Annotated in this window: 18 protein-coding genes and 1 pseudogene; 5 read left to right on the top strand and 14 right to left on the bottom strand. The window is 33.5% G+C overall.

The window, feature by feature from the left end; genetic code table 11:
* Positions 1-7: 7 nt before the first annotated feature.
* Together METIG_RS01960 and METIG_RS01955 are read right to left on the bottom strand one after the other, a co-directional pair.
* Positions 8-787, bottom strand: a complete 780-nt coding sequence (locus METIG_RS01960) for a hypothetical protein (RefSeq protein ID WP_013798564.1) — start codon at positions 785-787, stop codon at positions 8-10.
* Positions 788-1,443: 656 nt separating this feature from the next.
* Positions 1,444-2,634: a radical SAM protein gene (locus tag METIG_RS01955; protein ID WP_048055490.1), complete on the bottom strand. Its 1,191-nt coding sequence runs from the start codon at positions 2,632-2,634 to the stop codon at positions 1,444-1,446.
* A 123-nt stretch (positions 2,635-2,757) separates the two neighbouring features.
* Between METIG_RS01955 and METIG_RS09200 the strand changes: the two genes are divergently transcribed.
* The gene (locus tag METIG_RS09200; protein WP_245527621.1) at positions 2,758-2,988 is read left to right on the top strand and encodes a hypothetical protein; all 231 of its coding nucleotides are present in this window, start codon (positions 2,758-2,760) and stop codon (positions 2,986-2,988) included.
* 157 nt (positions 2,989-3,145) lie between these two features.
* Here METIG_RS09200 and METIG_RS01950 read toward each other — a convergent pair whose 3' ends face one another.
* The 3 genes from METIG_RS01950 to fbp all read right to left on the bottom strand — a co-directional run bounded on the left by METIG_RS01950 (position 3,146) and on the right by fbp (position 6,335).
* A complete protein-coding gene (locus METIG_RS01950; RefSeq protein WP_013798562.1) occupies positions 3,146-3,556 on the bottom strand; it encodes a DUF371 domain-containing protein in 411 nt (136 codons plus the stop codon).
* Between the two features lie 118 nt (positions 3,557-3,674).
* Positions 3,675-4,922, bottom strand: coding sequence for an adenosylhomocysteinase (ahcY, locus tag METIG_RS01945; RefSeq protein WP_048055489.1), 1,248 nt, complete (start codon positions 4,920-4,922; stop codon positions 3,675-3,677).
* 261 nt (positions 4,923-5,183) lie between these two features.
* Entirely contained in the window at positions 5,184-6,335 is a 1,152-nt protein-coding gene (fbp, locus tag METIG_RS01940; protein ID WP_013798560.1) for a fructose-1,6-bisphosphate aldolase/phosphatase, read from the bottom strand.
* A gap of 239 nt (positions 6,336-6,574) precedes the next feature.
* Between fbp and METIG_RS01935 the strand changes: the two genes are divergently transcribed.
* The 4 genes from METIG_RS01935 to aroC all read left to right on the top strand — a co-directional run bounded on the left by METIG_RS01935 (position 6,575) and on the right by aroC (position 10,778).
* Positions 6,575-7,381 (top strand): indole-3-glycerol phosphate synthase TrpC, encoded by an 807-nt coding sequence (locus METIG_RS01935; protein WP_013798559.1) that lies wholly within the window; start codon positions 6,575-6,577, stop codon positions 7,379-7,381.
* A gap of 18 nt (positions 7,382-7,399) precedes the next feature.
* Positions 7,400-8,374 (top strand): S-methyl-5-thioribose-1-phosphate isomerase, encoded by a 975-nt coding sequence (mtnA, locus tag METIG_RS01930; protein WP_157209532.1) that lies wholly within the window; start codon positions 7,400-7,402, stop codon positions 8,372-8,374.
* 516 nt (positions 8,375-8,890) lie between these two features.
* Entirely contained in the window at positions 8,891-9,346 is a 456-nt protein-coding gene (locus tag METIG_RS01925) for a 30S ribosomal protein S15 (RefSeq protein WP_013798557.1), read from the top strand.
* A 301-nt stretch (positions 9,347-9,647) separates the two neighbouring features.
* Entirely contained in the window at positions 9,648-10,778 is a 1,131-nt protein-coding gene (gene aroC, locus METIG_RS01920) for a chorismate synthase (protein ID WP_013798556.1), read from the top strand.
* Between the two features lie 111 nt (positions 10,779-10,889).
* Here aroC and METIG_RS09790 read toward each other — a convergent pair.
* The 9 genes and pseudogenes from METIG_RS09790 to lysA form a co-directional block, all read right to left on the bottom strand.
* Positions 10,890-11,784: pseudogene (locus tag METIG_RS09790) on the bottom strand (DDE-type integrase/transposase/recombinase).
* Positions 11,785-11,876: 92 nt separating this feature from the next.
* The gene (locus tag METIG_RS01910) at positions 11,877-14,162 is read right to left on the bottom strand and encodes a DHH family phosphoesterase (RefSeq protein ID WP_013798554.1); all 2,286 of its coding nucleotides are present in this window, start codon (positions 14,160-14,162) and stop codon (positions 11,877-11,879) included.
* Positions 14,163-14,652: 490 nt separating this feature from the next.
* Positions 14,653-15,357, bottom strand: a complete 705-nt coding sequence (locus METIG_RS01905; protein ID WP_013798553.1) for an SWIM zinc finger family protein — start codon at positions 15,355-15,357, stop codon at positions 14,653-14,655.
* A gap of 28 nt (positions 15,358-15,385) precedes the next feature.
* On the bottom strand, positions 15,386-15,790 hold the full coding sequence (locus tag METIG_RS01900) for a hypothetical protein (protein WP_157209531.1): 405 nt from the start codon (positions 15,788-15,790) through the stop codon (positions 15,386-15,388).
* A 28-nt stretch (positions 15,791-15,818) separates the two neighbouring features.
* Positions 15,819-16,286, bottom strand: a complete 468-nt coding sequence (locus METIG_RS01895; protein WP_013798551.1) for a DUF2085 domain-containing protein — start codon at positions 16,284-16,286, stop codon at positions 15,819-15,821.
* 9 nt (positions 16,287-16,295) lie between these two features.
* Positions 16,296-16,670: a hypothetical protein gene (locus METIG_RS01890; RefSeq protein ID WP_013798550.1), complete on the bottom strand. Its 375-nt coding sequence runs from the start codon at positions 16,668-16,670 to the stop codon at positions 16,296-16,298.
* Between the two features lie 45 nt (positions 16,671-16,715).
* Positions 16,716-17,990: a dihydroorotase gene (gene pyrC, locus METIG_RS01885; RefSeq protein ID WP_013798549.1), complete on the bottom strand. Its 1,275-nt coding sequence runs from the start codon at positions 17,988-17,990 to the stop codon at positions 16,716-16,718.
* Between the two features lie 90 nt (positions 17,991-18,080).
* Positions 18,081-18,965, bottom strand: coding sequence for a branched-chain amino acid ABC transporter permease (locus METIG_RS01880; RefSeq protein ID WP_013798548.1), 885 nt, complete (start codon positions 18,963-18,965; stop codon positions 18,081-18,083).
* A 183-nt stretch (positions 18,966-19,148) separates the two neighbouring features.
* A complete protein-coding gene (gene lysA / locus METIG_RS01875; protein ID WP_013798547.1) occupies positions 19,149-20,459 on the bottom strand; it encodes a diaminopimelate decarboxylase in 1,311 nt (436 codons plus the stop codon).
* Positions 20,460-20,580 lie beyond the last annotated feature (121 nt).

Raw genomic sequence — 20,580 nt, 5'->3', positions numbered from 1 at the left:
TCCCCCATTAGATTTTCCAACCCTTCTTTTTCAATACCATGTCGTATTTGTAATCGTTTATTTCAAGCTCCTCTTGTAAAAATCCTATGTTATAATATATGGTCAATAACAATTCTAAAGGTGTGCCGACAATCTTGTAATTATTAACCAAATCAAAATTGGTATTTAAGCAAATTACTGCTTCATCATCGTTATCATGTAAAAACCATCCGTGATATGCTTCCATATCACTTAAACCCGCAGAAAGTTTACCAAATATCTCTCTAACCTTTAATGCACACATACATGCTATAGGATATGTTAGTTCATCTCCTATAAATATTATACTTGGTTTTCTAAGTAAATATTTTAAAAATCCATCTTCTCTAAATTTGTAATCTTGTCTATCAATCCAATAAATCATTGCTGAATATGTTGATACATTATAAAATGGAGGTTCTTTTACTGATGGAAGGACAATAGTTTCTTTTGCGTACTCTTTTGCTGGAGCATCTTTATTGCATGTTATCAACACGACATCATCAAAGTATTTACAAATTTCTATAGAATCTTTACTCCCAGATGCAGAGATTACGCAAACCCTCTCATCCTTTTTTAATGATTTATAGTATGTTGGTTCTATTGCATAACCATTCAATTTATTTGCATAATATTTAGCCACTTGGAATGCATTTCCATTACCAATAAATGCACGGTTTTTCAAGTTCTCTATTGTTTCTTTATCTGGCTCTTCGATATTCTTTAATACTTCTACAGCTCTCTCAACATAATATGAAAGTGGCTCCATTATACCCACCCCCCTTCAAAAATTTAAAATTCTGAAAATTAAAATAAAAATATATAATTTAATTTATTGTAGGCTTATTTTTAAATTAGGGGTATATAAAGGTTTTTTGTATAGTTGTTTGCGTTATAAGTGGCTAAAAACCTCAACGAAATTACAGCCGTGTGCGTTAGGATTTTAGGTGAAAACTCCTATGGAGTTTTCGTTGCTCGAACCTTCAGTTCGATGGATATAGCTGCAATAAATTTTAAGGGTTGTGCAGGTTATTTCAAATTTTAAGGAAGGATACAGTCAGTGACAAAAGGTATTAAAATGATACAAGGTATAGCCGTTCTACGGAATATAGTGTACTGTCCATAATCTTAAAATTTCAATTTTTAAGCAAATTTAACAAAACTCCAATTTAAATTAGAGTTATGTTAGATGTTATTAAATCGGAGCTCCGAAAGAGCGAAGAGCTACGAAAACCGAAGATTTTCGTTTAATCGGAGCGAAGCGAAGATTTAAAACCAGAGGTTTTAAATTTTCTCGTTTCACTCGAAATGCTATAAAATCACGGAGTGATTTTATTTAATTGTAGAACGGCTATAAAAACGACTGCCTTCCATTAGGAAGGTAGTCTAATCTTCCTTATTCAATTCAGAAAGTTTTGTCACTGACTATAATTTTCTTCTCCTTCTAAACCTCAACTTTTTAGTAACTAATGGTATTCTCTCAACTTCCAATGCATCAGCTGTTGGATACACCTCGGAGATATATGCACTGAATTTAATTTCATATCTTGCCCTTTTCATCTCCTCTATTAAATCCTCCAATACAAACGGATTTAGATAGATTTTATTTTCAACAATTTCAAATTCAACTTCATTATCTCTTAAAATCTCTGCTATCTCTTCCAAATCTTCTTCATTATCAAATATCATAATTCCCCTAAGCAACAAACCCTCATCTGTTATAACCTCATAATCTTTTGCCACGTTTTTTGCCCTGTTTATGAGTCTATTCCTCAACTGGATGTTGTCCTTTAATGAAGATGGACAGTAATTAATTATCATGTTTCCTTTAAAGTTTTCAGACACATATAGGGCAGTTTCTTCACTACCCTTAATAGCTGAAGATATATCATCCTTAACCTCAAACCCTTTTGCGATTAAGGTTTCATAAGTGGTTTCCGAAAACTCCAACTCATTAATGTTTAAAAACTTAACTCCTATTTCATCCAACTTATATGCAAGATTTAAGATTTCCTTTTCCATGTTTGGAATAGATGGGATTTCAACTCCAACATCTTCTATATATTCCATGCAGAGTTTTAACTTATCCAATAGGAGGTTGTAATATTTCTCATCAGCATTTGAACAAAATCCTTCGGATTTAGTTGAATATTCATATTCAACTTCCCTGCAACCTTCGGTTGCAGTGGATGCAGCTTTCTGCTTCGCTCCGATTTCGTTGAATATTTTTGTTGGATGTAGCCTAATTTCATCTAATCCAGCATCTTGCAATTTTTCTAATTTCTCTCTATCTATTAAGTCGGGAGTTGTATAGAGATGGGCATGGAATTTTTCCCCAAACTCGTTCTTTAATGCTTTCAAGTATTCACACGTCCTATTTATCCTTAGGAGTGGGTTTCCTCCAGTTATCCCCACACCCTTACTACTACAAAGGTATGCCTCCTCTATAGCCTCTTCAATAGATGTTATTTGTCTTTCATTGGCATAAATCACGTCTTTACCCTTTCTTTTTTCAGATAGTGGGCAGTAGTAGCAGTTTTGATTACACAAACCAGTAACAAATAAAACTAACTTCTCTCCTCTAATGCAGTATTGACAACCCTTTGGAAGTTCCATAACCACCACACTTTATAGCCGTTCAAAACTGTTTAGTTTTTTGTGAGTATTTGTGAGGATATGTGTGTTTATGAGTTTTCGATATATTTATATAGGACTTTATAAAGATAAAAACGTAGATGGGTGGAGCTTGGGGTCATCTCGGAGCGAAGCGACGAGAACTTAAAAACCGTTAGGTTTTTATGTCCACGACAGGGGCAGAGACACTCTTGTGTGGCTGATGACGCCCAAGTCCAATATGGGTATTTACTCACCAATACCCATATTGGACAGACCCCATCTTGTAATATTCACAAAATTTTAAAAATCAAATCTATACTCGCTTTTATAATAACAGTTTTAAATTTGGAGTAAAGCTCAAGATTTACATTTTTTGTATTTATAGTCGTTCTACGAATTACAGCACTAATCACAATATCAAATTTTAAATTTTAAGTAAATTTAACAAAAACTCTAATTTAAACATAGAGTTATGTTAACTGCCATCTAATTGTAGAATGACTATAACAAACTACTCAACAATTATTCTAAAAGTTAAATTTGCCCCATTTTTTAATTTCTCTACTATCTCCCTATTAATATCTTTTGCTCCCTTATTTGCTTTAATCATCAAAGTTCGTGGGCAGATAAAATCACTCTTCCTAATAACAATATCAGTTGGATGGCTTAGGATTAATCTCTCGTCCCCCCTCCCAATAACAACATCTTTAATGCCTTCAACCTCAATTTCAACGATAATCCTTTTACTCTTCCTTATTTTTTCTTTAAATTCCTCTGGAAAATCTTGCATGGATTTGTCCGCTGAAACCCCAATAATACAATCCCCCCTTGGAGTTAAATAAGTTTCTTTTGTTATTTCCAATGTTGTTTTATGCAAAGCCCTTACGTTTTCATGGCCCTTCGCGTGGATTACAAATTCCATAATCACCACCCTGAAATAGATACAATACACAATAAAATATTATAAAATAGATTATTGATTCACATAAATTTTAAAATATGGAAAAAAAGTATTAAAATAGAAAAAAGAGTTTGCATTTTTACGTTCCTTCTCTCCAATCTTCTAAGTATTTTTTCTGCTCTTCTGTTAATTCATCTATTTCTACACCCATGGATTTTAATTTTAATGATGCTATTCTTAAATCTTGCTCGTATGGGATGCGATAGACCTTATTTTCTAATTTATCATGGTTCTCCAATATATACTTAGCCCCCAACGCCTGATTTGCAAAACTCATATCCATAACTTCACAAGGATGTCCATCAGCACATGCCAAATTAACCAATCTTCCTTCTCCAAGTAGGTAGAGTTTTTTGTCTCCTAATTTATATTCTTCAATGTTATTCCTAACAACTCTAACTGAAGTAGCCAATTCTCTCAAATCCCTCTTATTTATTTCATTATCGAAGTGTCCTGCATTGCACAATATTGCTCCATCCTTCATAAGCAACATGTGCTCCTTTCTAATAACATCCTTACATCCAGTTGTTGTTATGAATATATCTCCTATTTTAGCAGCATCTTCCATCTTCATAACTCTAAATCCATCCATCTTTGCTTCTAATGCCCTAATTGGGTTTACTTCAGTAACTACAACATTTGCTCCCATTCCTTTTGCTCTCATTGCCACTCCTTTTCCACACCACCCATAACCAGCAACAACAACTGTCTTCCCTGCAATTAGTAAGTTTGTTGTTCTAATGATTCCATCAATTGCACTCTGCCCAGTCCCATATCTGTTATCAAATAGATACTTTGTATATGCATCATTAACGTCCATTACTGGAAATTTTAAAGCCCCCTCTCTCTCCATTGCTTTAAGTCTTATAATTCCTGTTGTTGTTTCTTCACAACCACCCATTATGTTATCTAAGAGTTCAGTTCTTTGTGTGTGCAATAAGAATATCAAATCACATCCATCATCTATAATGATATCTGGATTATGGTCAAGAACTTTATTCAAATTTTCATAATACTCCTCTGTTGTTTCCCCTCTCCATGCATAAACATGCATTCCCTTCTTAGCACATGCAGCAGCGACATCATCTTGAGTTGATAATGGGTTGCATCCTGTAATGGCAATCTTTGCTCCGCCTTCCATTAATGTTTCCGCTAAAACAGCAGTTTTTGCTTCCAAATGCAGAGCCATTCCAATAGTTATCCCTTTAAATGGTTTTTCTTTTTTAAATTCTTTTCTAATTAATCCTAAAACAGGCATGTGTTGTTTTGCCCATTCAATTTTTTTCTCCCCTTCTGGAGCCAAATTTATATCCTTCACGTTATACATTCTTTCACCAAATTGATCTTTAATGCTCCTAATCAAATACCTCTTTTGGTTTATATTAATGTTATGGAGGGTGGAAATAATTGAAAAACTTAAATATAATGAACTAAAAAATAGATATGAAAAGCAGTAAAAAACCTGGCATGGTGACAAAAGGTATTAAAATTACTTATTCAATAAAGTTTTGTCACTGGCTATAATACGAACCCCAAATTGAAATAGTTATAACTTCCGATAGATAAATTAGAAAAATAAGAAGGAAAGTTATTCTACATCTCCTCTATCCCTACATTTTTCTAATTTTTTAGGCTCATCATCAAGTGGCTCAAATCTATCTTTTAATTTTTCTAAGACCTTTGGGACTGTTGTATATTCCATCATTCCTGATGGTAATCTGTGTGGTTGGAATGGCCCCATTCTTCTTATAATGTCTGCCATTTCTAAAGCTTTTTCTCTTGCTTTATCGAAGCCCTTATCTGCAAACAAGTCGTTTGGCCCTATTAACATACCATCTGCCAATTGGAATCCTAACGCCATAATTCTTGCAGGCCCATCAAATCTTGAAGGTGTTGCGTCTTCCTCACCAACAGGCATTAATGGACCCCAGTGGCTACCTCTCATCCATCCTGCAACAAAGTGTGGGTTAGCAAATGGCTCTAATATTTCCCCAACTGCTGGGAATCCACTTTGTGCCCTTACAACTGCAACTGGGTCGTCTTTACCAACATACTCCCCTGCAATGTAGTTTAATTTCTCAGTACTGACAACTGCTGCAATTTCATTATCTCTTCTTCTATAAACTCTCTTAATTGCATATCTTTCAACATCCCCAATCAATGCTAATAATGAGTATGTCTCTTCTGGGGTGTTTAAAATAACTTTTTTGCTGCCTATTACGTCGTGAACTTCAAATGCAAATCCACTTGTCATTGATGGGTCAAATACTAAACCTGCTGTGTTAAATGGGTCAGCAAATATCTTGTATAATGGCAAGTTAAATGCCGCTGGGTCTGTTTTGTCACAGCAGAATACGACTATTGGTTCGCTTGGTCTCTCAACGAACTCCATTTCTGCACATCCTGGACCCAATCCTCTAACATTTCCAGAGAAACATTCTGCAAGTAAATCTTGTCCTGCCCCATACAATTTAAGTTCTTTTGCAATCTTAGTTGCTTCTTCAAATGCGTTCCATGCTAATTTGTGTATTTTTTCGTTATCTACTCCCATTTTGTGTGTCATAATTAAATCTACGTCATCCCCACATCTTGTGACATAATAGTCAATTATTAATTCATCAACTGCCTCCTCTAACACACCTTCACAAGCTTCTAATAAATCCTCTGGTGCTAATGTGTGTCCACATAAACCACCGACATCTGCCTTAATTACACTAACAGTTATTTTGTTGTTATCCATATTTCTCACCTCTATGCACAACTTAAATTTTATTTTTTGCTTAAATTTTATTAATTATTATATTATGCCCAGCATTTAAATAATCTATACATCATATATAAAAATTTGTTGTTTGTTATGTATTCGAAGATTATTGTATTTAAATAAAATAATTTACATTTATTTTCAAATGAAATATTTTCCTTATAATTTTAATTAAGTTTTCAACCATCGACTACAAGTTTATTGGAGGTAGTTTCATGAATGTTTTAGATAAAATTGTAAAGGATACAAGGAAAAGAATAGAATTAGAAAGAGGAAGGAATATATTGAGAGAATTGGAAAATTTTATCAAAGATCGTGAACTTGATGAGTATATTGAAAAACATAGCAAATTAAAACTATCAAAAAGTATAAAAAAAGCGAAAGAAACAAGAAATCCAATAATTACAGAAATTAAACCATCATCACCATCAAAAGGAAATATCAGAAGAATTAAAGAGGAAGATATTGAAAATATAGCAAGAGATATGGTTGAGGGCGGATGTTGTGGAATTTCCATCCTAACTGAGCCAAAATATTTTAATGGAAGTTATAGAAATTTGATTATAGCAAGGAAATTTAAAGTTCCAATACTCTTCAAGGATTTTGTTGTTGATTTTTATCAGATCGACATAGCAAAAACCATTGGAGCAAATATAGTGTTGTTGATGGTTTCTGTTTTAGGGGAAGATATTGGAGAGTTCTTGGATTATGCTCATGAGAATGATTTGGAGTGTTTAGTTGAAACACATAGCGAGGAAGAAATTGATATTGCATTAGACAGTAATGCAAAGATTATTGGCATAAATAATAGGGATTTAAAAACACTCAATATTGATTTAAAAACCACGGAAAAATTAGCTCCATTAATACCAAATAAAAAGATAAAAATAAGTGAAAGTGGGATTTATACAAGAGACGATTTAATGTATGTTCTAAAATATACTAACTGTGCTTTAATTGGCTCATCAATAATGGAAAGTGGAAATATAAAAGAGAAAGTTGAAGAATTATCAAGAAAATAGTTTAAAATGGTGAAAAAAATGAGAGGGAAGGATTTAAGGCCCATAATTTGGGATGATGACAAAAAGGAATTAATCTTAATTGACCAGAGAAAACTCCCACATAAATTAGAATACTTTACCTGCAAAACTTATGAGGATGTTGCATTTGCGATAAAGGATATGGTCGTTAGAGGAGCTCCAGCGATAGGTATCTCTGCTGCCTACGGGATGGCTCTTGCTGAAATTCATGGGGAGGATATTGAGAAGGCATATAACACATTAAAAAACACAAGACCTACTGCTGTAAACTTATTTTGGGCATTGAATAGGGTTATGGATGCTTATGATAAGGGGAGATCAATCCTTGAAGAAGCAAAAAAGATACATGAAGAGGATATAGAAACTTGCAGAAAAATTGGGGAAATTGGGGAGAAACTTATTGAAGATGGGGATACAATTTTAACCCACTGCAATGCGGGGGCTTTAGCATGTTCCGCCTATGGGACTGCCTTGAGTGTTATAAGATTTGCACATTACAACAACAAAAAAATTCAAGTTATAGCAGATGAAACAAGACCAAGATTGCAGGGGGCTAAACTCACAGCATTTGAGTTAAGTTATGAGGGCATTCCAGTAAAGGTAATTCCTGACAACATGGCTGGCTACTTAATGAGTAAGGGGATGATTGATAAAATTATTGTTGGGGCAGATAGGATTTTGAGTGATTATCATGTATTCAACAAGATAGGGACATACTCACTTGCAATCCTCGCCAAATACCACAACATCCCATTCTATGTCGCAGCACCATATTCAACGTTTGATTTTGAAAGCAAAGTTGAAGATGTTATTGTTGAGGAGAGGGGAGAAAAAGAAGTAGCATATATTGATGGAGTTAGGATTATCCCAGAAGGAGTTGGTGTTTATAACTATGCATTTGATTGCACTCCACCTGAGTTGATAACAGCTATTATAACTGAAAAAGGAATAATATATCCAAACGAGAAAAAATAGTACCATATCCCTTTTAACGTTGAATTTTTAAAATGGAATTGATAGTCTTAATATTAAATAACTACAATCTTAATGAAATTAAGCATATAAATAATGCTTTATTTAAAATTTTACGCCTGATTTATTGCCCTTTTAAAAATTTTTGTTGTAGTTAATTATACGGCAAAACTTTGTTTTGCCATAAAGTTTTCTAAAAGTTTATTTACCTCAACAAAATTTAATTTTGAATAAATATAAACCACAGTAATTTTCCATGAAGTATTTTTTCCACTTATTAATGTCCGAGACTATAAATAACGTGAATTCTGCAAACGACTATAAAAAGTACCGCAAGTTATATATATGAAATCGTCTCAATCACAATAAGCCAATAAAACTGTTGGGTAAGAATGTTATTATTTTTGTTATATATTATATTAATCAAAAATTAATATAATAATTTTAAATCATCTTAGTAATTCTTACCCAACAGGCCCTTTGGGCTGGGAACCGTCGGAAAAAAATTGAGGTGAAAATATGGCAAGACTTCACTCAGATAGAAGAGGTTCCTCCGGTTCAAAGAGGCCTTTAAGGAAAGAAGTTCCTGAATGGGTCACTTTGAAACCAGAGGAAGTTGAGGAGTTAGTAGTTAAATTAGCAAAAGAAGGATACCAATCAGCAATGATTGGAATGATATTGAGAGATACCTACGGAATACCTGACGTAAAATTAATTACTGGAAAGAAAATCTCACAAATAATGAAAGAACATGGTGTATATCCAGAAGTTCCAGAAGATTTACTTAACTTAATGAGAAGAGCAGTCAACTTAAGAAACCACTTAGAACAGCACCCAAAAGATTTACACTCAAAGAGAGGATTACAATTAATTGAATCAAAAATCAGAAGATTGGTTAAATACTACAAGAGAAAAGGAGTATTGCCAATGGATTGGAGATACACACCAGAAAAAGCAAGATTGTTGGTCGAATAAACTGGTTAATATCATCTTACATTATCTATTTTTTTCTTTTTTATTTTGGTATTGTATATTGATTAATTTAAATTAATAGTTAAATAAATACACAACCAAAAATATTATTGGGAGGCAATAGTTGTTTGTGGAATTTTTGGAATTTATTTATATATTTAAAATTCCAAAAAATTAAGTAATAATTCTTAAATTTAAATAACGCTTTATAACATTTTAAAATTCATTATAGTCATATCCAATACCTAACGCAAACAACTGTAAAAATACTCTAAAATTAAGGATTAATGCATTTGGTGATGTTATGAATACCATTGGAGACATGTTTAGGGTAACTACGTGGGGAGAAAGTCACGGAAAAGCCGTCGGAGCTGTTGTTGATGGATGTCCAGCAAATTTGCCATTATCTGAAGAGGATATTCAAAAAGAACTGAACAGGAGAAGGCCAGGTTATAGTTTATTCTCAACACCAAGAAAAGAGGAAGATAAAGTTGAGATACTCTCTGGGATTTTTGAAGGTAAAACCACTGGAGCTCCAATATTGGCATTAGTTTATAATAAAAATCAGAGACCTAAAGATTACAGCAAAATAAAAGACACCCCAAGACCAGGACATGCAGATTTAACATACCATTTAAAATATAGGCATGTAGATTATAGAGGAGGGGGGAGAAGCAGTGGAAGAACAACCATAGGAAATGTCATTGGTGGAGCAATAGCAAAGAAACTTTTGGACTATACTCACAACATTAAGATTATTGGATATGCAATAAAGATTGGTAAGATTGAAGGAGATTTCAGCTATTATAAAAATGAAGAACTCTTTAACAATATGGATGAAGATTCCCTAAAAAATCTTATTGAAAGAATTGAAAGCAATCCGTTAAGATGCCCATCATCAAATGAGAAGGAAATGGAAGAGTATGTTTTAAATGCAATAGAAAATCAGGAGAGTGTTGGGGGAGTCGTTGAGATAGTTGCATTAAATGTGCCTATAGGTGTGGGAAACCCAATATTTAATAAATTGGATGGAGAGTTGGCGAAATCCTTAATGAGTATAAATGCAGTTAAAGGTGTTGAAATTGGGAGAGGGTTTGAGAGTGCGGAGATGTTTGGAAGTGAAATGAATGATGAAATTTATTTTGATGATGAGAAAAACATAAGATTAAAAACCAACAACTGCGGTGGGATTTTAGGAGGAATAAGTTGTGGGACTCCAATTGTTATTAGAATTGCCATAAAGCCAACACCTTCAATATCAAAAAAGCAACACACAATTGATTTAAGAACCCTTGAAAATGTAGATATAGCAATTGAGGGTAGGCATGACCCAATAATAGTTCCAAGAGTTATTCCAGTAGCGGAATCTATGGTGGCAATAACTCTTGCTGATTTAATGATAAAAGGAGGGTTTATACATCCTTGTAGGCTCTAAACGAAACTTTTAGAAAACTTTATGGCAAAACAAAGTTTTGCCGTATAATTTTTATCCAAACAGGCAATACTCGTTCATTGTTGTATCCTGAAATTATTTCGTTGTTCATGTTCATGTTATCACCTCTTTATTACATTTGGTATTTTCGAAGTATACTTCGTATGGGGTTTTAAAACTTAATGAGCGGTGTGGTTTTATTTGGTTGTGCCATTCAACGAATTCTTTCAGGTTGTTGAACTTGTCCAGTCGATATTCAACTTCCCTATTTATTCTTTCAACTTTTCCTATCGTTTGAGGGTGTCTGATTGAGGTTTTTATATGCAAAATTTCCCTTTCCATTAGGAACTTCTGAAATCTCGAGATTCCACCCCTTGCAGGGACGAATTGGGTTCCATTGTCAGTTAATATCTTTTTCGGCGTTCCATGCTTTTCAAAGCATTCTTCTAAAGCCGAGATAACAACGTCGGTTGTAGATTCTTCGTAAATTCCAGCGTGTAGGATGAATCTACTGTGATCATCAATTATTAACAGGAGATTATATCTAACTCCATCCACATTTACGATTTTAAAATCCATCTGCCACATTTCGTTAGGTTTTGAAGCGCTGAATCGCTTTGGCTTTTTCTTTCTTTTCTTCTTTCTCTTGTGGGTGAGGCCGAATTCCTTCAGTATAGTATATATACGATATAGTATATATACGATTGTGTGGAATATGTATATTGTGCTTACTCTCTATGTATTTCTCTAAATGCACTGCACTGGTTCCTTTATACTCCTCAACTGCTTTAAGAACTAAATCAATTTCTTCCTTCGATATTTTCTTTGGCTTTCTACCCCTACGTTTTATCTTTGGAATTTCTCCGGTCTCTTTATATTCTTTCCATATTTGCTGAACTCTGCGGGGAGTTACTCCAACTTTCTTAGCTATACGGCTGGTTTCAAAGCCCTTTTCTTTCCATCTAATGATTTTCCTAATCTTTTTATCGTTAAGTTTTGCCCCCTTCATATTATTCTTATTATTAACATTCCTCTTTTTATTACCTACTGATGCGAAATAATTTCGGGATACCACAGATAAATTTTTGAGAATAGCAGAAGTTATTGTTGTTTTGGTTTCATAGATTTTATAATTTCTATGAATCTATTTAATACTCTATCTCTTAATCCTTCAACAAATTTCAAACTTCCAGCACATTCATGCCCTCCGCCATCCAACGATGCCTCAGGAATTTCTTCCATAAGTTGCTCAACAATTAAGTTCAAGTTAAAGTCATACCTCTCATGGACAGCATCTGTAGCCCTCACAACCCCAAAATCAGGTCCATAGGCGAGGGTTATTATTGGTCTATCTTCCCCAAACTTCTGAACCATGTGGTCATGAGCAAACCCACATGTTTTTCCTGGGGCAGGGAATGTAAATTTGTGAGCATGTTTCTCCACATCTAAGAGATTCAATACAATTCCATTTTCGAGTTCCATTGTTTTTATTGATGGGAGGACTGCTCTCATCTGCCTATCAACCATCTTCATTGCTTGCTCGTATAATATTTCTATTAACCTTTCATGCCTTGCAAATTCCTCATTATTAACCCCTAATATATCATCCACAATACCCTTTCCATCCATGAATCTTAAGTAGAATGCCTCAAAGTCCATACACAAAGATATCTTTTCTAAGTATTCTCTGTCGTAGGTGTTTCCTCTACCATATTTTTTACTGAGTTCATTTAACCTTTCAAGTGCAATTTTTACATACTGTTCTGCCTCTTCTCCTTTCGCATGATCTCCAACAACTGCAATTCCTGGAAGATGCTTAATGCTCTCTGAGACGTTTGGGTTTATCATCCTTGCTATCTCGGTTGATAAGACCCCTGCTGTTAGGTTGCTGTCTCCACCAACTAAGTAAGGATTAACATGGGCATCAACGAATTCATCAACCTCAACTTTTCCATCAACAACTTCCCCTGGGAAGTGGTGGTCTATAACTATAACCTCAATACCATAGGCCTTTGCCTTAGAGATTGCTGGGATGTCCTCATCAGTACTTCCATTATCAACTAATATAATCAATGGCAACTTCTGCCCAAATTTCAAGTGATCTTCAATAGAGAATACTAAATCCTTAGTAACGTCCTCTAATTCATAAAATGGTGCCTTTGATGGTCTTCTTTTGAAGAAGTGCCACTGAGCATCTTCATCTATTGCAAACTCCTGTATTATTGGGAGTATTGCCCTCTCTAATGCCAATCCTCCACAATAACCATCTGTATCAGCATGGTGTCTTATTATAATTGGTCTTCCATCCAAAATAGCCCTTCTTATTCTTTTTGCAACATCTGCCATTCTTGGTCTTAATTTTTCTAAGACCTCACTTTTTACTAAGAATTCTATATCCCTTGCAGGTTCTGATTTTCTCTCTATTTCTGCTTCAATCTTTTCTTTAACTTCTCTTGCCTCATCTTCCTCTAATTTCCTCAATCTAATCCTTTCAATTTGGAGTTTTCCTTCTCTTATCGATACCCTACCAATAACATCAATTACATCCCCAACTTTGACCTCAGGGTGTGCCCTTAAACCAGCAATCTCTATTGCCGCAACCCATGCAACATCAGTTCCATCTGTTACTGTAAATACTGTAGGGCCGGGAGTTTGGACAATTTGAATAACTTCTCCCTGTATATGGACAACTTCATCTTTCATTTCTATGATCTTGCTTGTTATGTTTTTAATTGGTGATAATGGAACTTCTTTTTCTAATTTAACTATATTGTAGTTGGTTATTGGTATATATCTAAAGTCAATTTCCCTCTTCTCTGGCCTAACATCTGTTACTTGGACAATTACTTCATCCCCTATGTTAAAGTCCTCCAATCTCTTACCGACCATCTCTCTTGGTCTTAAAAGACCCCTTGTTTGTTCATTTAATGAAATAAATACTCCATACCTTTCAATTCTTGTTACTATACCCTTGTAGAACTTTCCAGTTTCTATGTCACTAAATGTGCAAAGTTCATCAACCTCATAAACATTCCTTAAGTTCTTTCTTCTCTCTTCCTCTTCTTGCTGACATTTAGCACATAGTGTTTTGTCTTTATCTTGAGGATACTTTCCAATAACCCTTCCACATTTATCACATTTTACTATCTTTCCACTACCTCCACAAAAATCACAGACATCATAAACTGGAACTTTACCTGTTCCATTACATTCCTCACATGGAACTTCTGCCAATTCTAAATCATACTTTGCCCTTTTTGATACATTTTTTAAGTGCGCTTTTGGATTAAACTCCTCAACATACCCAGTTCCTTCGCACACAGGACATGGCTTGTATCTTACAATTTTTTTTCCAGTTCCGTTACAGATTCTACATTTCTCTATCATGATTATCCCCGTGATTATAAATTTTTGATCTAAATTTTTAAATTAAAAATTAGCATTATAAAAATTGCGCAAAAAGATAATTATAGTTGTTTGCCTTACAGATGAATAAAAACTTCATTAAATTATATAAGGGATAATTAACCTTTATTTGGAATTTTACAATTGATTTATCATCCTTTTAAAAATTTGGTTGTATCTAAATCCGTACAAGAAAATTGGCAAACAACTATAGAAAACTGGCTTAATGAAGTTATAATGGAGTATACGATATATTATTGAGTTTGAGCAAAAACTCTACAAAAATTTATCTCAGTTTGTTCACATAGATTTTAAATAGATTTTAAATAAAATTATAACAATATTGAGATTTATACAGTCAACTATATTTTAAACTTTATGTGTAGGTTTTGCAAAAAAATTTATTGGCTTAATGTTCGTTAAAATTCAAATAGAAAAGATGACCAAACAACATTATATCCTCATACAGGTTTTAATACTTTTCTGCGAAATCATCTACTAGGCCTGCCTCTATGCAATAATCATAAAAATACTCTCTAATAATCCATAGTGCATACTTATATTTATTTGAAAGTTCTAAGGCCTTTTTTATTGTTTTTTTGTTTCCTCTCTCGAATATTTCCACAACAATAGATTCTATAATTTCAACAACATCCCTATCTTCATAATCAAAATAATCAAAATTTGCAATCTCCTCTAACATCTCCAACAGCTCGTCATCACGTGCATTTTTAATAAATTGGTTTCTTAAAAAAGATTTGAATGTATAAATATTTTTTCTTTCAACAGGAATAAGTTTTAAGATTGCCTTGCCTTTTTCCACTAAGTTATCTTCCTTTCCAATTAAATCATCCCAAAGATTATGTTTTAAAATTATGCTCTTTAAAATTTCCAAAATTTCTTCTTTTGGTTTTTTGCTGAGAGAGTTAAATAATTCATTTCCATCAATGTAGTTGTTGTTTTTATATGCCTCAATTAAAGCATAGGCATGTTTACAGTTGTATTTGTATGGACATGAGCAGGATCCAAAATAGTTGCTCAAATCAACTTTAACATCATAAACATCTCCACCAACGACCTCTCCATAAAGAAAATCCTCAAATTTCACGCAGAACTTAACGAGCCCATTTTTGTAGTATTCCCTTCCCCTTTCAACAATTTTATTATCGTAATGCATAATATCCCAAAAATAAAAATTTTTTAAATCATAAATGCATCAAAGACAGTATTCCAACACCAAATATGAATGCTATGATAAATGCAATGATAAACATTACAACCACTTCCACAACGATTGCCATCAGCCATGCCAAAAATGCTTTAGACCAGTTTGTATTGAAAATTACCTTTATCACCCAAACATAAGACAATATTCCAAATACAAAACTTAAAATTCCACCAATTACTGGAACTGCTGAGAATATGGAAGATACTATAAAAGACAAAATTCCTCCACCAACAACAGCTACAATGGCTTTTCCCAAAGACACATCTTCTATATTTGCCAATTTGCATCCGAAGTACAAAAAGATTCCTGCTATGATTAATGCTATAAATATTATTCCCAAAATCAAGATTGATAAAATTGATAAAACAAAAATCCCGCCCATTCCCATAAAAAATTTCCCCCTAATTTTTTCAAGATTTTGATAATATTTTTAAGAATACTGGAAGGATATAAAAAACCCCAACAAAGCCTGCAATAAAGCCAGTTATAAACCTCAATTCATTAAAACTTTCCCTTAATCCGATGAGTTGAGTAGTTCCATCAATCGCCATTGGAGTTAATGCGATTATTAAATACCATTTTGATGGTGTCTTAAAATCTTCCAACCTTTTTATAAAAGGATAAATTAACATCCCAATCAAAACTCCCGTATAAATACCAAAGCACCTTGCACAAACAGCCATCTTATGTCCAAAGATGAAATAACTCCTTTGTGGAAGTTGATGACATATCGTTGAATAAATTGTATATATAAAAAATGAAACCCATCTGAAAACTTCCGAACCCTCCCCTAAATATGCAGTATAAGGTGCTAAAAAAATTCCAGCATAAAAAATTATAAAAGAAATCAATATTGTGGCATAGAATTTCTTCAACATATAATTGCCCTACCTATTTTTTATAACAACATACAGAATTCCACCAACTGCTCCAAGAATTGCCCCAAATATTGCCCCACTAATCAACCCTATAGCCAAAGAACCTGTCATTACAAATGCTTTAACTCCTCCAAACATTGACATAAATGATGTCGCTATAATGAAATTTAATATTGCCGCAATAACTCCCCCTATAACTCCACTAACTGCTCCAACAAGACCACAATTCTCATAATCTAAACTACCTCCAGCATTTACGTAAAGATGAGATGCAACTGCTCCCCCGACAATATAGCCCAAGCAACAAAATGTTCCTAAAACACCATTAACAATACCTCCAATAATCGAAGGATTTAACATTTTTTCTTTGTCAAAAGTTACCATTGGTATCCCTCCAATTTTTATAATATTAATTTTTTCTAAAGTTGTTTAAATAATTTTTCCGTATGCATCATATAAAGACCCATTAACTACTGTATAAATTGGAAGTCCTTTAACTTTCCAACCTTCAAACGGTGTGAATTTTGCTTTTGATTTGAAGTTATCTCCCCTTATCTCCCCCTCCATATCTAAATCAACTATCGTTAAATTTGCCAAATTCCCCTCTCTAATCTCATTATCAATATTAAATATCTTTGCGGGATTTTCCGAAAGCATTTTAGCAGCATCGAATAATGAGATGAGTTTTTTACTTACTAAATTAAATACTAAAGGCACAAATGTCTCAATTCCAGGAATCCCAGAAGGGCAGTTTTTGGGCTCATTGCTTTTTTCCTCATAAATATGTGGGGCATGGTCAGTAGCGATGATATCAACATCTTTGTTTACAATTCCTTTAATTAGGGCTATATTATCTTCTTTTGTTCTTAGTGGTGGGTTAAATTTCCCTAAACCTTTCAAATCTTCAGCCATATCCATATTTAAATATAGATGGTGTGGAGTAACCTCTACCGTAATTTTGACATTTTTTAACTCTTCTCTTGCTTTTTTTATTAAATATAATCCCTCTTTTGTTGAAACATGGCAAAAGTGGATATGTGGTTTGTATTTTCCAATTTTATCAATAATTTTTAGGTTTTTTATAATTTCTTTAATTGCTTCAACTTCGCTTTTTTTATCCCTTATTTTGCAATGATCTGTCCAACTGTTTAAGGAACATCTCTTTAAATTCTCCTCTATTATGTCCTTATGCTCTGCATGTATGCAGAAAAGTTTGTTTTGATTTAAAATATCCTTTAATTTTGAGTAATCACTTATAAACAAATCTCCAACTGATTTAACCATAAAGATTTTGTATGCTTTCGCATCCTCAACGGTTTCTAAGTAGTTATTTTCAGTAACCCCAAAGTTAAACTCAATGTTTATTTTGCTCTTTTCTTTGCCTTCTTTGTATTTTTTGTAAAAAAGTTCTTTTGTTGTTATTGGGGGCTTGTTATTTGGCATATCTATGGCAAAGCAGACTCCTCCATTTATTGCTGCCTCACTTCCAGAGATAAAATCCTCTTTCTTTTCCTCTCCATATCTAAAATGAACATGGGCATCAATAACTCCGCTAATGACAATTTTATTTTTTAAATCAATGGTTTCTCCATTATATGGTATTGATTTTCTAATTTTCTCTATTCTTCCATTTTCCTCATCTATTAAAATATCCCCTTCAATTATTTTGTTGTTTTTGATTATTCTACAGTTCTTTAGCAGCATTTTATCCCGTTCTTGTTTTTAAAAAATTAAAATAAACTTATTTAATCAAAATTTAATCATAAAGTATAAAGATAATATCTGAACCTGAATTTATCCCACTCTTGTTTTTAGGGATATTAATCCTTGTGGTCTAATTAAAAGCACCAATATCAGTATTATAAATGCCACTGCTGGCCTATATCCAGTTGATAACCCTAATTCAGATAACAATACAACTCCAATGTTCTCTGCCAATGCAATTATAAATGCTGCTAAGAACGTCCCATATACGCTCCCAATACCTCCCAATACCACAACAGCAAAAACAGGCAATAGAATTTCCCATCCAAAAGTTGGAATTACCCTCGTGTTTGCAGCAAACAACATTCCACCTAAGCCCGCTGCCCCAGCACCGATAAACCAAACCCACAAAATAATCTTATCAACATTTATCCCAGAAGCCATTGCAAGTGATGGGTTGTTTGATACTGCCCTCATTGCTTTACCAAGTTTTGTTTTATGCAGTATTATATGGAAAATAATGATAAATGCAAATGCACAAATAATCTCTAAAATTTCTAAATTGGTTATCCTAACTGAGCCAATCTCATAAATATGCCTTACAATTCCGTAAGTTTTCATTGGAGCTCCAAAAATTTGTTGAAGGATATGCCTAATTATTAAACCAACCCCAATAGACGCAATCATCAACTCAACACTATTTGCCCCTCTCTTTTGTAGGGGCTTAAAGACTAACAAATAACCCAAAATTCCCAATAATCCCGTTAAAATAAAAGCTAAGATTCCTCCGCCAACTAATCCAAGATTCAACATTGTTACTGCAACAAGACCAACATATGCCCCAAAGGTTATAAACTCAGCATGGGCAAAGTTTGCAAACTTTAAAAGTCCGTAGGTCATAGTTAATCCAACCGCTACAAGAACATAGACACTTCCCAACACAACAGTATCAACCAAAATTTGAGCAATGTCCATCTCATCACCTAAAAATTTTAAAATTCCAAAATGTAAAATAACTTGTAATGTTTTTTATTATTTCTTCCTAATAAAAATTGTGGTATATTTTTGCCATGATTTATTGAATATAAAAAATAATCTAAAAATAATTTAAGAAGCAATAAAATAATTTTAGAATTAAATCTTATTTAGAATTAAATCTTACAGCAAGTGTGGTGGAACAATATCCTTAGCAATTAAATCTGCGTAGGTTTCTCTCTCCCTAATTAAATAAACACCCTTCTCATTTGTTAAAACCATTCTTGGTCTTCCTCTTGCGTTGTAGTTGTTTGCCATGCTTATACCATAAGCTCCAACATCCAAAATAGCAACAACATCTCCAACCTCTATTGGAGTTAATTCTCTATCCTTACCCATAACGTCACTACTCTCACAAAGTCCTCCAGCAATATTGACTTTTTCTTTCTCTCCATCCCTTATAACGCATGGGGTAATCTCATGGTATGCCTCATAAATTGCAGGCCTCATCATATCATTCATTCCAGCATCTATCATAATCCACTTTGCAACTGGTGTCTCTTTTATGTGGTGAACTTTTCCAAGTAAAACTCCAGCAGTTGCAACCAAACTTCTTCCTGGTTCTAAGATGAGGTTTGGCATTTCTACTTTGTCTTGGTATTCAAGCATTGTGTTGATTATTGCATCTGCTAAATCATATTGTGTTGGGATTTCTTTATCTTTGTAGTATGGAACTCCTAAACCTCCTCCTAAGTTAACGTCCTCAATCTCAATTCCTTCCTTCTTCAACTCAACAACAAAATCCATAACTTTTCTTGTTTCTTCAACAAATGGGCTTATGTCGGTTAATTGGGAACCAATGTGACAGTGAACTCCAACAACATTGACATTCTCCATTTCCAATGCCATTTTTATTGCCTTCATTGCAATTCCACTTTCAACATCCAAACCAAATTTGTTCTTCTTTAAACCTGTTGAGATTTTTGGGTGTGTTTTTGGGTCAACGTTTGGGTTTATCCTAAATGCGACATTTGCAACTTCTCCCATTTCCTTTGCTGTTTCATTTATCAATATAAGTTCGCTTATGCTATCTACGTTAAATGCTCTAATGTTTGTCTCAATTCCCATTATAATTTCTTCTTTTGTTTTGCAGTTTCCGTTGAATACAATTTTGTTTGATGGTACTCCTGAGAGTTTTGCTATGTAGAGTTCCCCTCCACTTACAACATCTGCTCCACATCCAAGTTTTGAGAGGAGCTTTGTTACTGCTAAATTTGCATTTGCTTTATATGCGTATGCAACGATAAACTCTTTGCCCGTCTCTTTTTCATATATCTTAAATGCATCAACATATTTTTCATAGTTTCTTTTTATTTGCGTTTCACTCATTACATACAAAGGAGTTCCGAATTTTTCTGCTAATTCAACAGCATCATGTCCATCTATCTTTAATCTTCCATTTTCAATGGTTATCATGTCGTTCCCCAAGAACATCCTACCACCCAAATAACTTTAATTAAAATTCATGTTATATCTTTTTATATCTTTTAGCCATATAAATTATTTGTTTGCGACTTGCGGTGTTCCAAAAATAAAATTTTGGTAATAAAATATT

This window comes from Methanotorris igneus Kol 5 (assembly GCF_000214415.1).
GTDB classification, from domain to species: Archaea; AGJL01; Methanococci; order Methanococcales; family Methanococcaceae; genus Methanotorris; species Methanotorris igneus.
This window is presented reverse-complemented; position numbering and strand designations above follow the sequence as displayed.

Excerpts from the sequence above, each read along its gene's own strand:
- METIG_RS01955 (WP_048055490.1), bottom strand. The coding sequence starts at position 2,634 with ATGGAACTTCCAAAGGGTTGTCAATACTGCATTAGAGGAGAGAAGTTA.
- METIG_RS01960 (WP_013798564.1), bottom strand. The coding sequence starts at position 787 with ATGGAGCCACTTTCATATTATGTTGAGAGAGCTGTAGAAGTATTAAAG.
- mtnA (WP_157209532.1), top strand. The coding sequence starts at position 7,400 with ATGAGAGGGAAGGATTTAAGGCCCATAATTTGGGATGATGACAAAAAG.
- METIG_RS01950 (WP_013798562.1), bottom strand. The coding sequence starts at position 3,556 with ATGGAATTTGTAATCCACGCGAAGGGCCATGAAAACGTAAGGGCTTTG.
- fbp (WP_013798560.1), bottom strand. The coding sequence starts at position 6,335 with ATGGATAACAACAAAATAACTGTTAGTGTAATTAAGGCAGATGTCGGT.
- METIG_RS01905 (WP_013798553.1), bottom strand. The coding sequence starts at position 15,357 with ATGCATTACGATAATAAAATTGTTGAAAGGGGAAGGGAATACTACAAA.
- METIG_RS01925 (WP_013798557.1), top strand. The coding sequence starts at position 8,891 with ATGGCAAGACTTCACTCAGATAGAAGAGGTTCCTCCGGTTCAAAGAGG.
- METIG_RS01935 (WP_013798559.1), top strand. The coding sequence starts at position 6,575 with ATGAATGTTTTAGATAAAATTGTAAAGGATACAAGGAAAAGAATAGAA.
- pyrC (WP_013798549.1), bottom strand. The coding sequence starts at position 17,990 with ATGCTGCTAAAGAACTGTAGAATAATCAAAAACAACAAAATAATTGAA.
- METIG_RS01890 (WP_013798550.1), bottom strand. The coding sequence starts at position 16,670 with ATGGTAACTTTTGACAAAGAAAAAATGTTAAATCCTTCGATTATTGGA.
- METIG_RS01895 (WP_013798551.1), bottom strand. The coding sequence starts at position 16,286 with ATGTTGAAGAAATTCTATGCCACAATATTGATTTCTTTTATAATTTTT.
- METIG_RS01900 (WP_157209531.1), bottom strand. The coding sequence starts at position 15,790 with ATGGGCGGGATTTTTGTTTTATCAATTTTATCAATCTTGATTTTGGGA.
- aroC (WP_013798556.1), top strand. The coding sequence starts at position 9,648 with ATGAATACCATTGGAGACATGTTTAGGGTAACTACGTGGGGAGAAAGT.
- METIG_RS01910 (WP_013798554.1), bottom strand. The coding sequence starts at position 14,162 with ATGATAGAGAAATGTAGAATCTGTAACGGAACTGGAAAAAAAATTGTA.
- ahcY (WP_048055489.1), bottom strand. The coding sequence starts at position 4,922 with ATGTATAACGTGAAGGATATAAATTTGGCTCCAGAAGGGGAGAAAAAA.
- lysA (WP_013798547.1), bottom strand. The coding sequence starts at position 20,459 with ATGTTCTTGGGGAACGACATGATAACCATTGAAAATGGAAGATTAAAG.
- METIG_RS01880 (WP_013798548.1), bottom strand. The coding sequence starts at position 18,965 with ATGGACATTGCTCAAATTTTGGTTGATACTGTTGTGTTGGGAAGTGTC.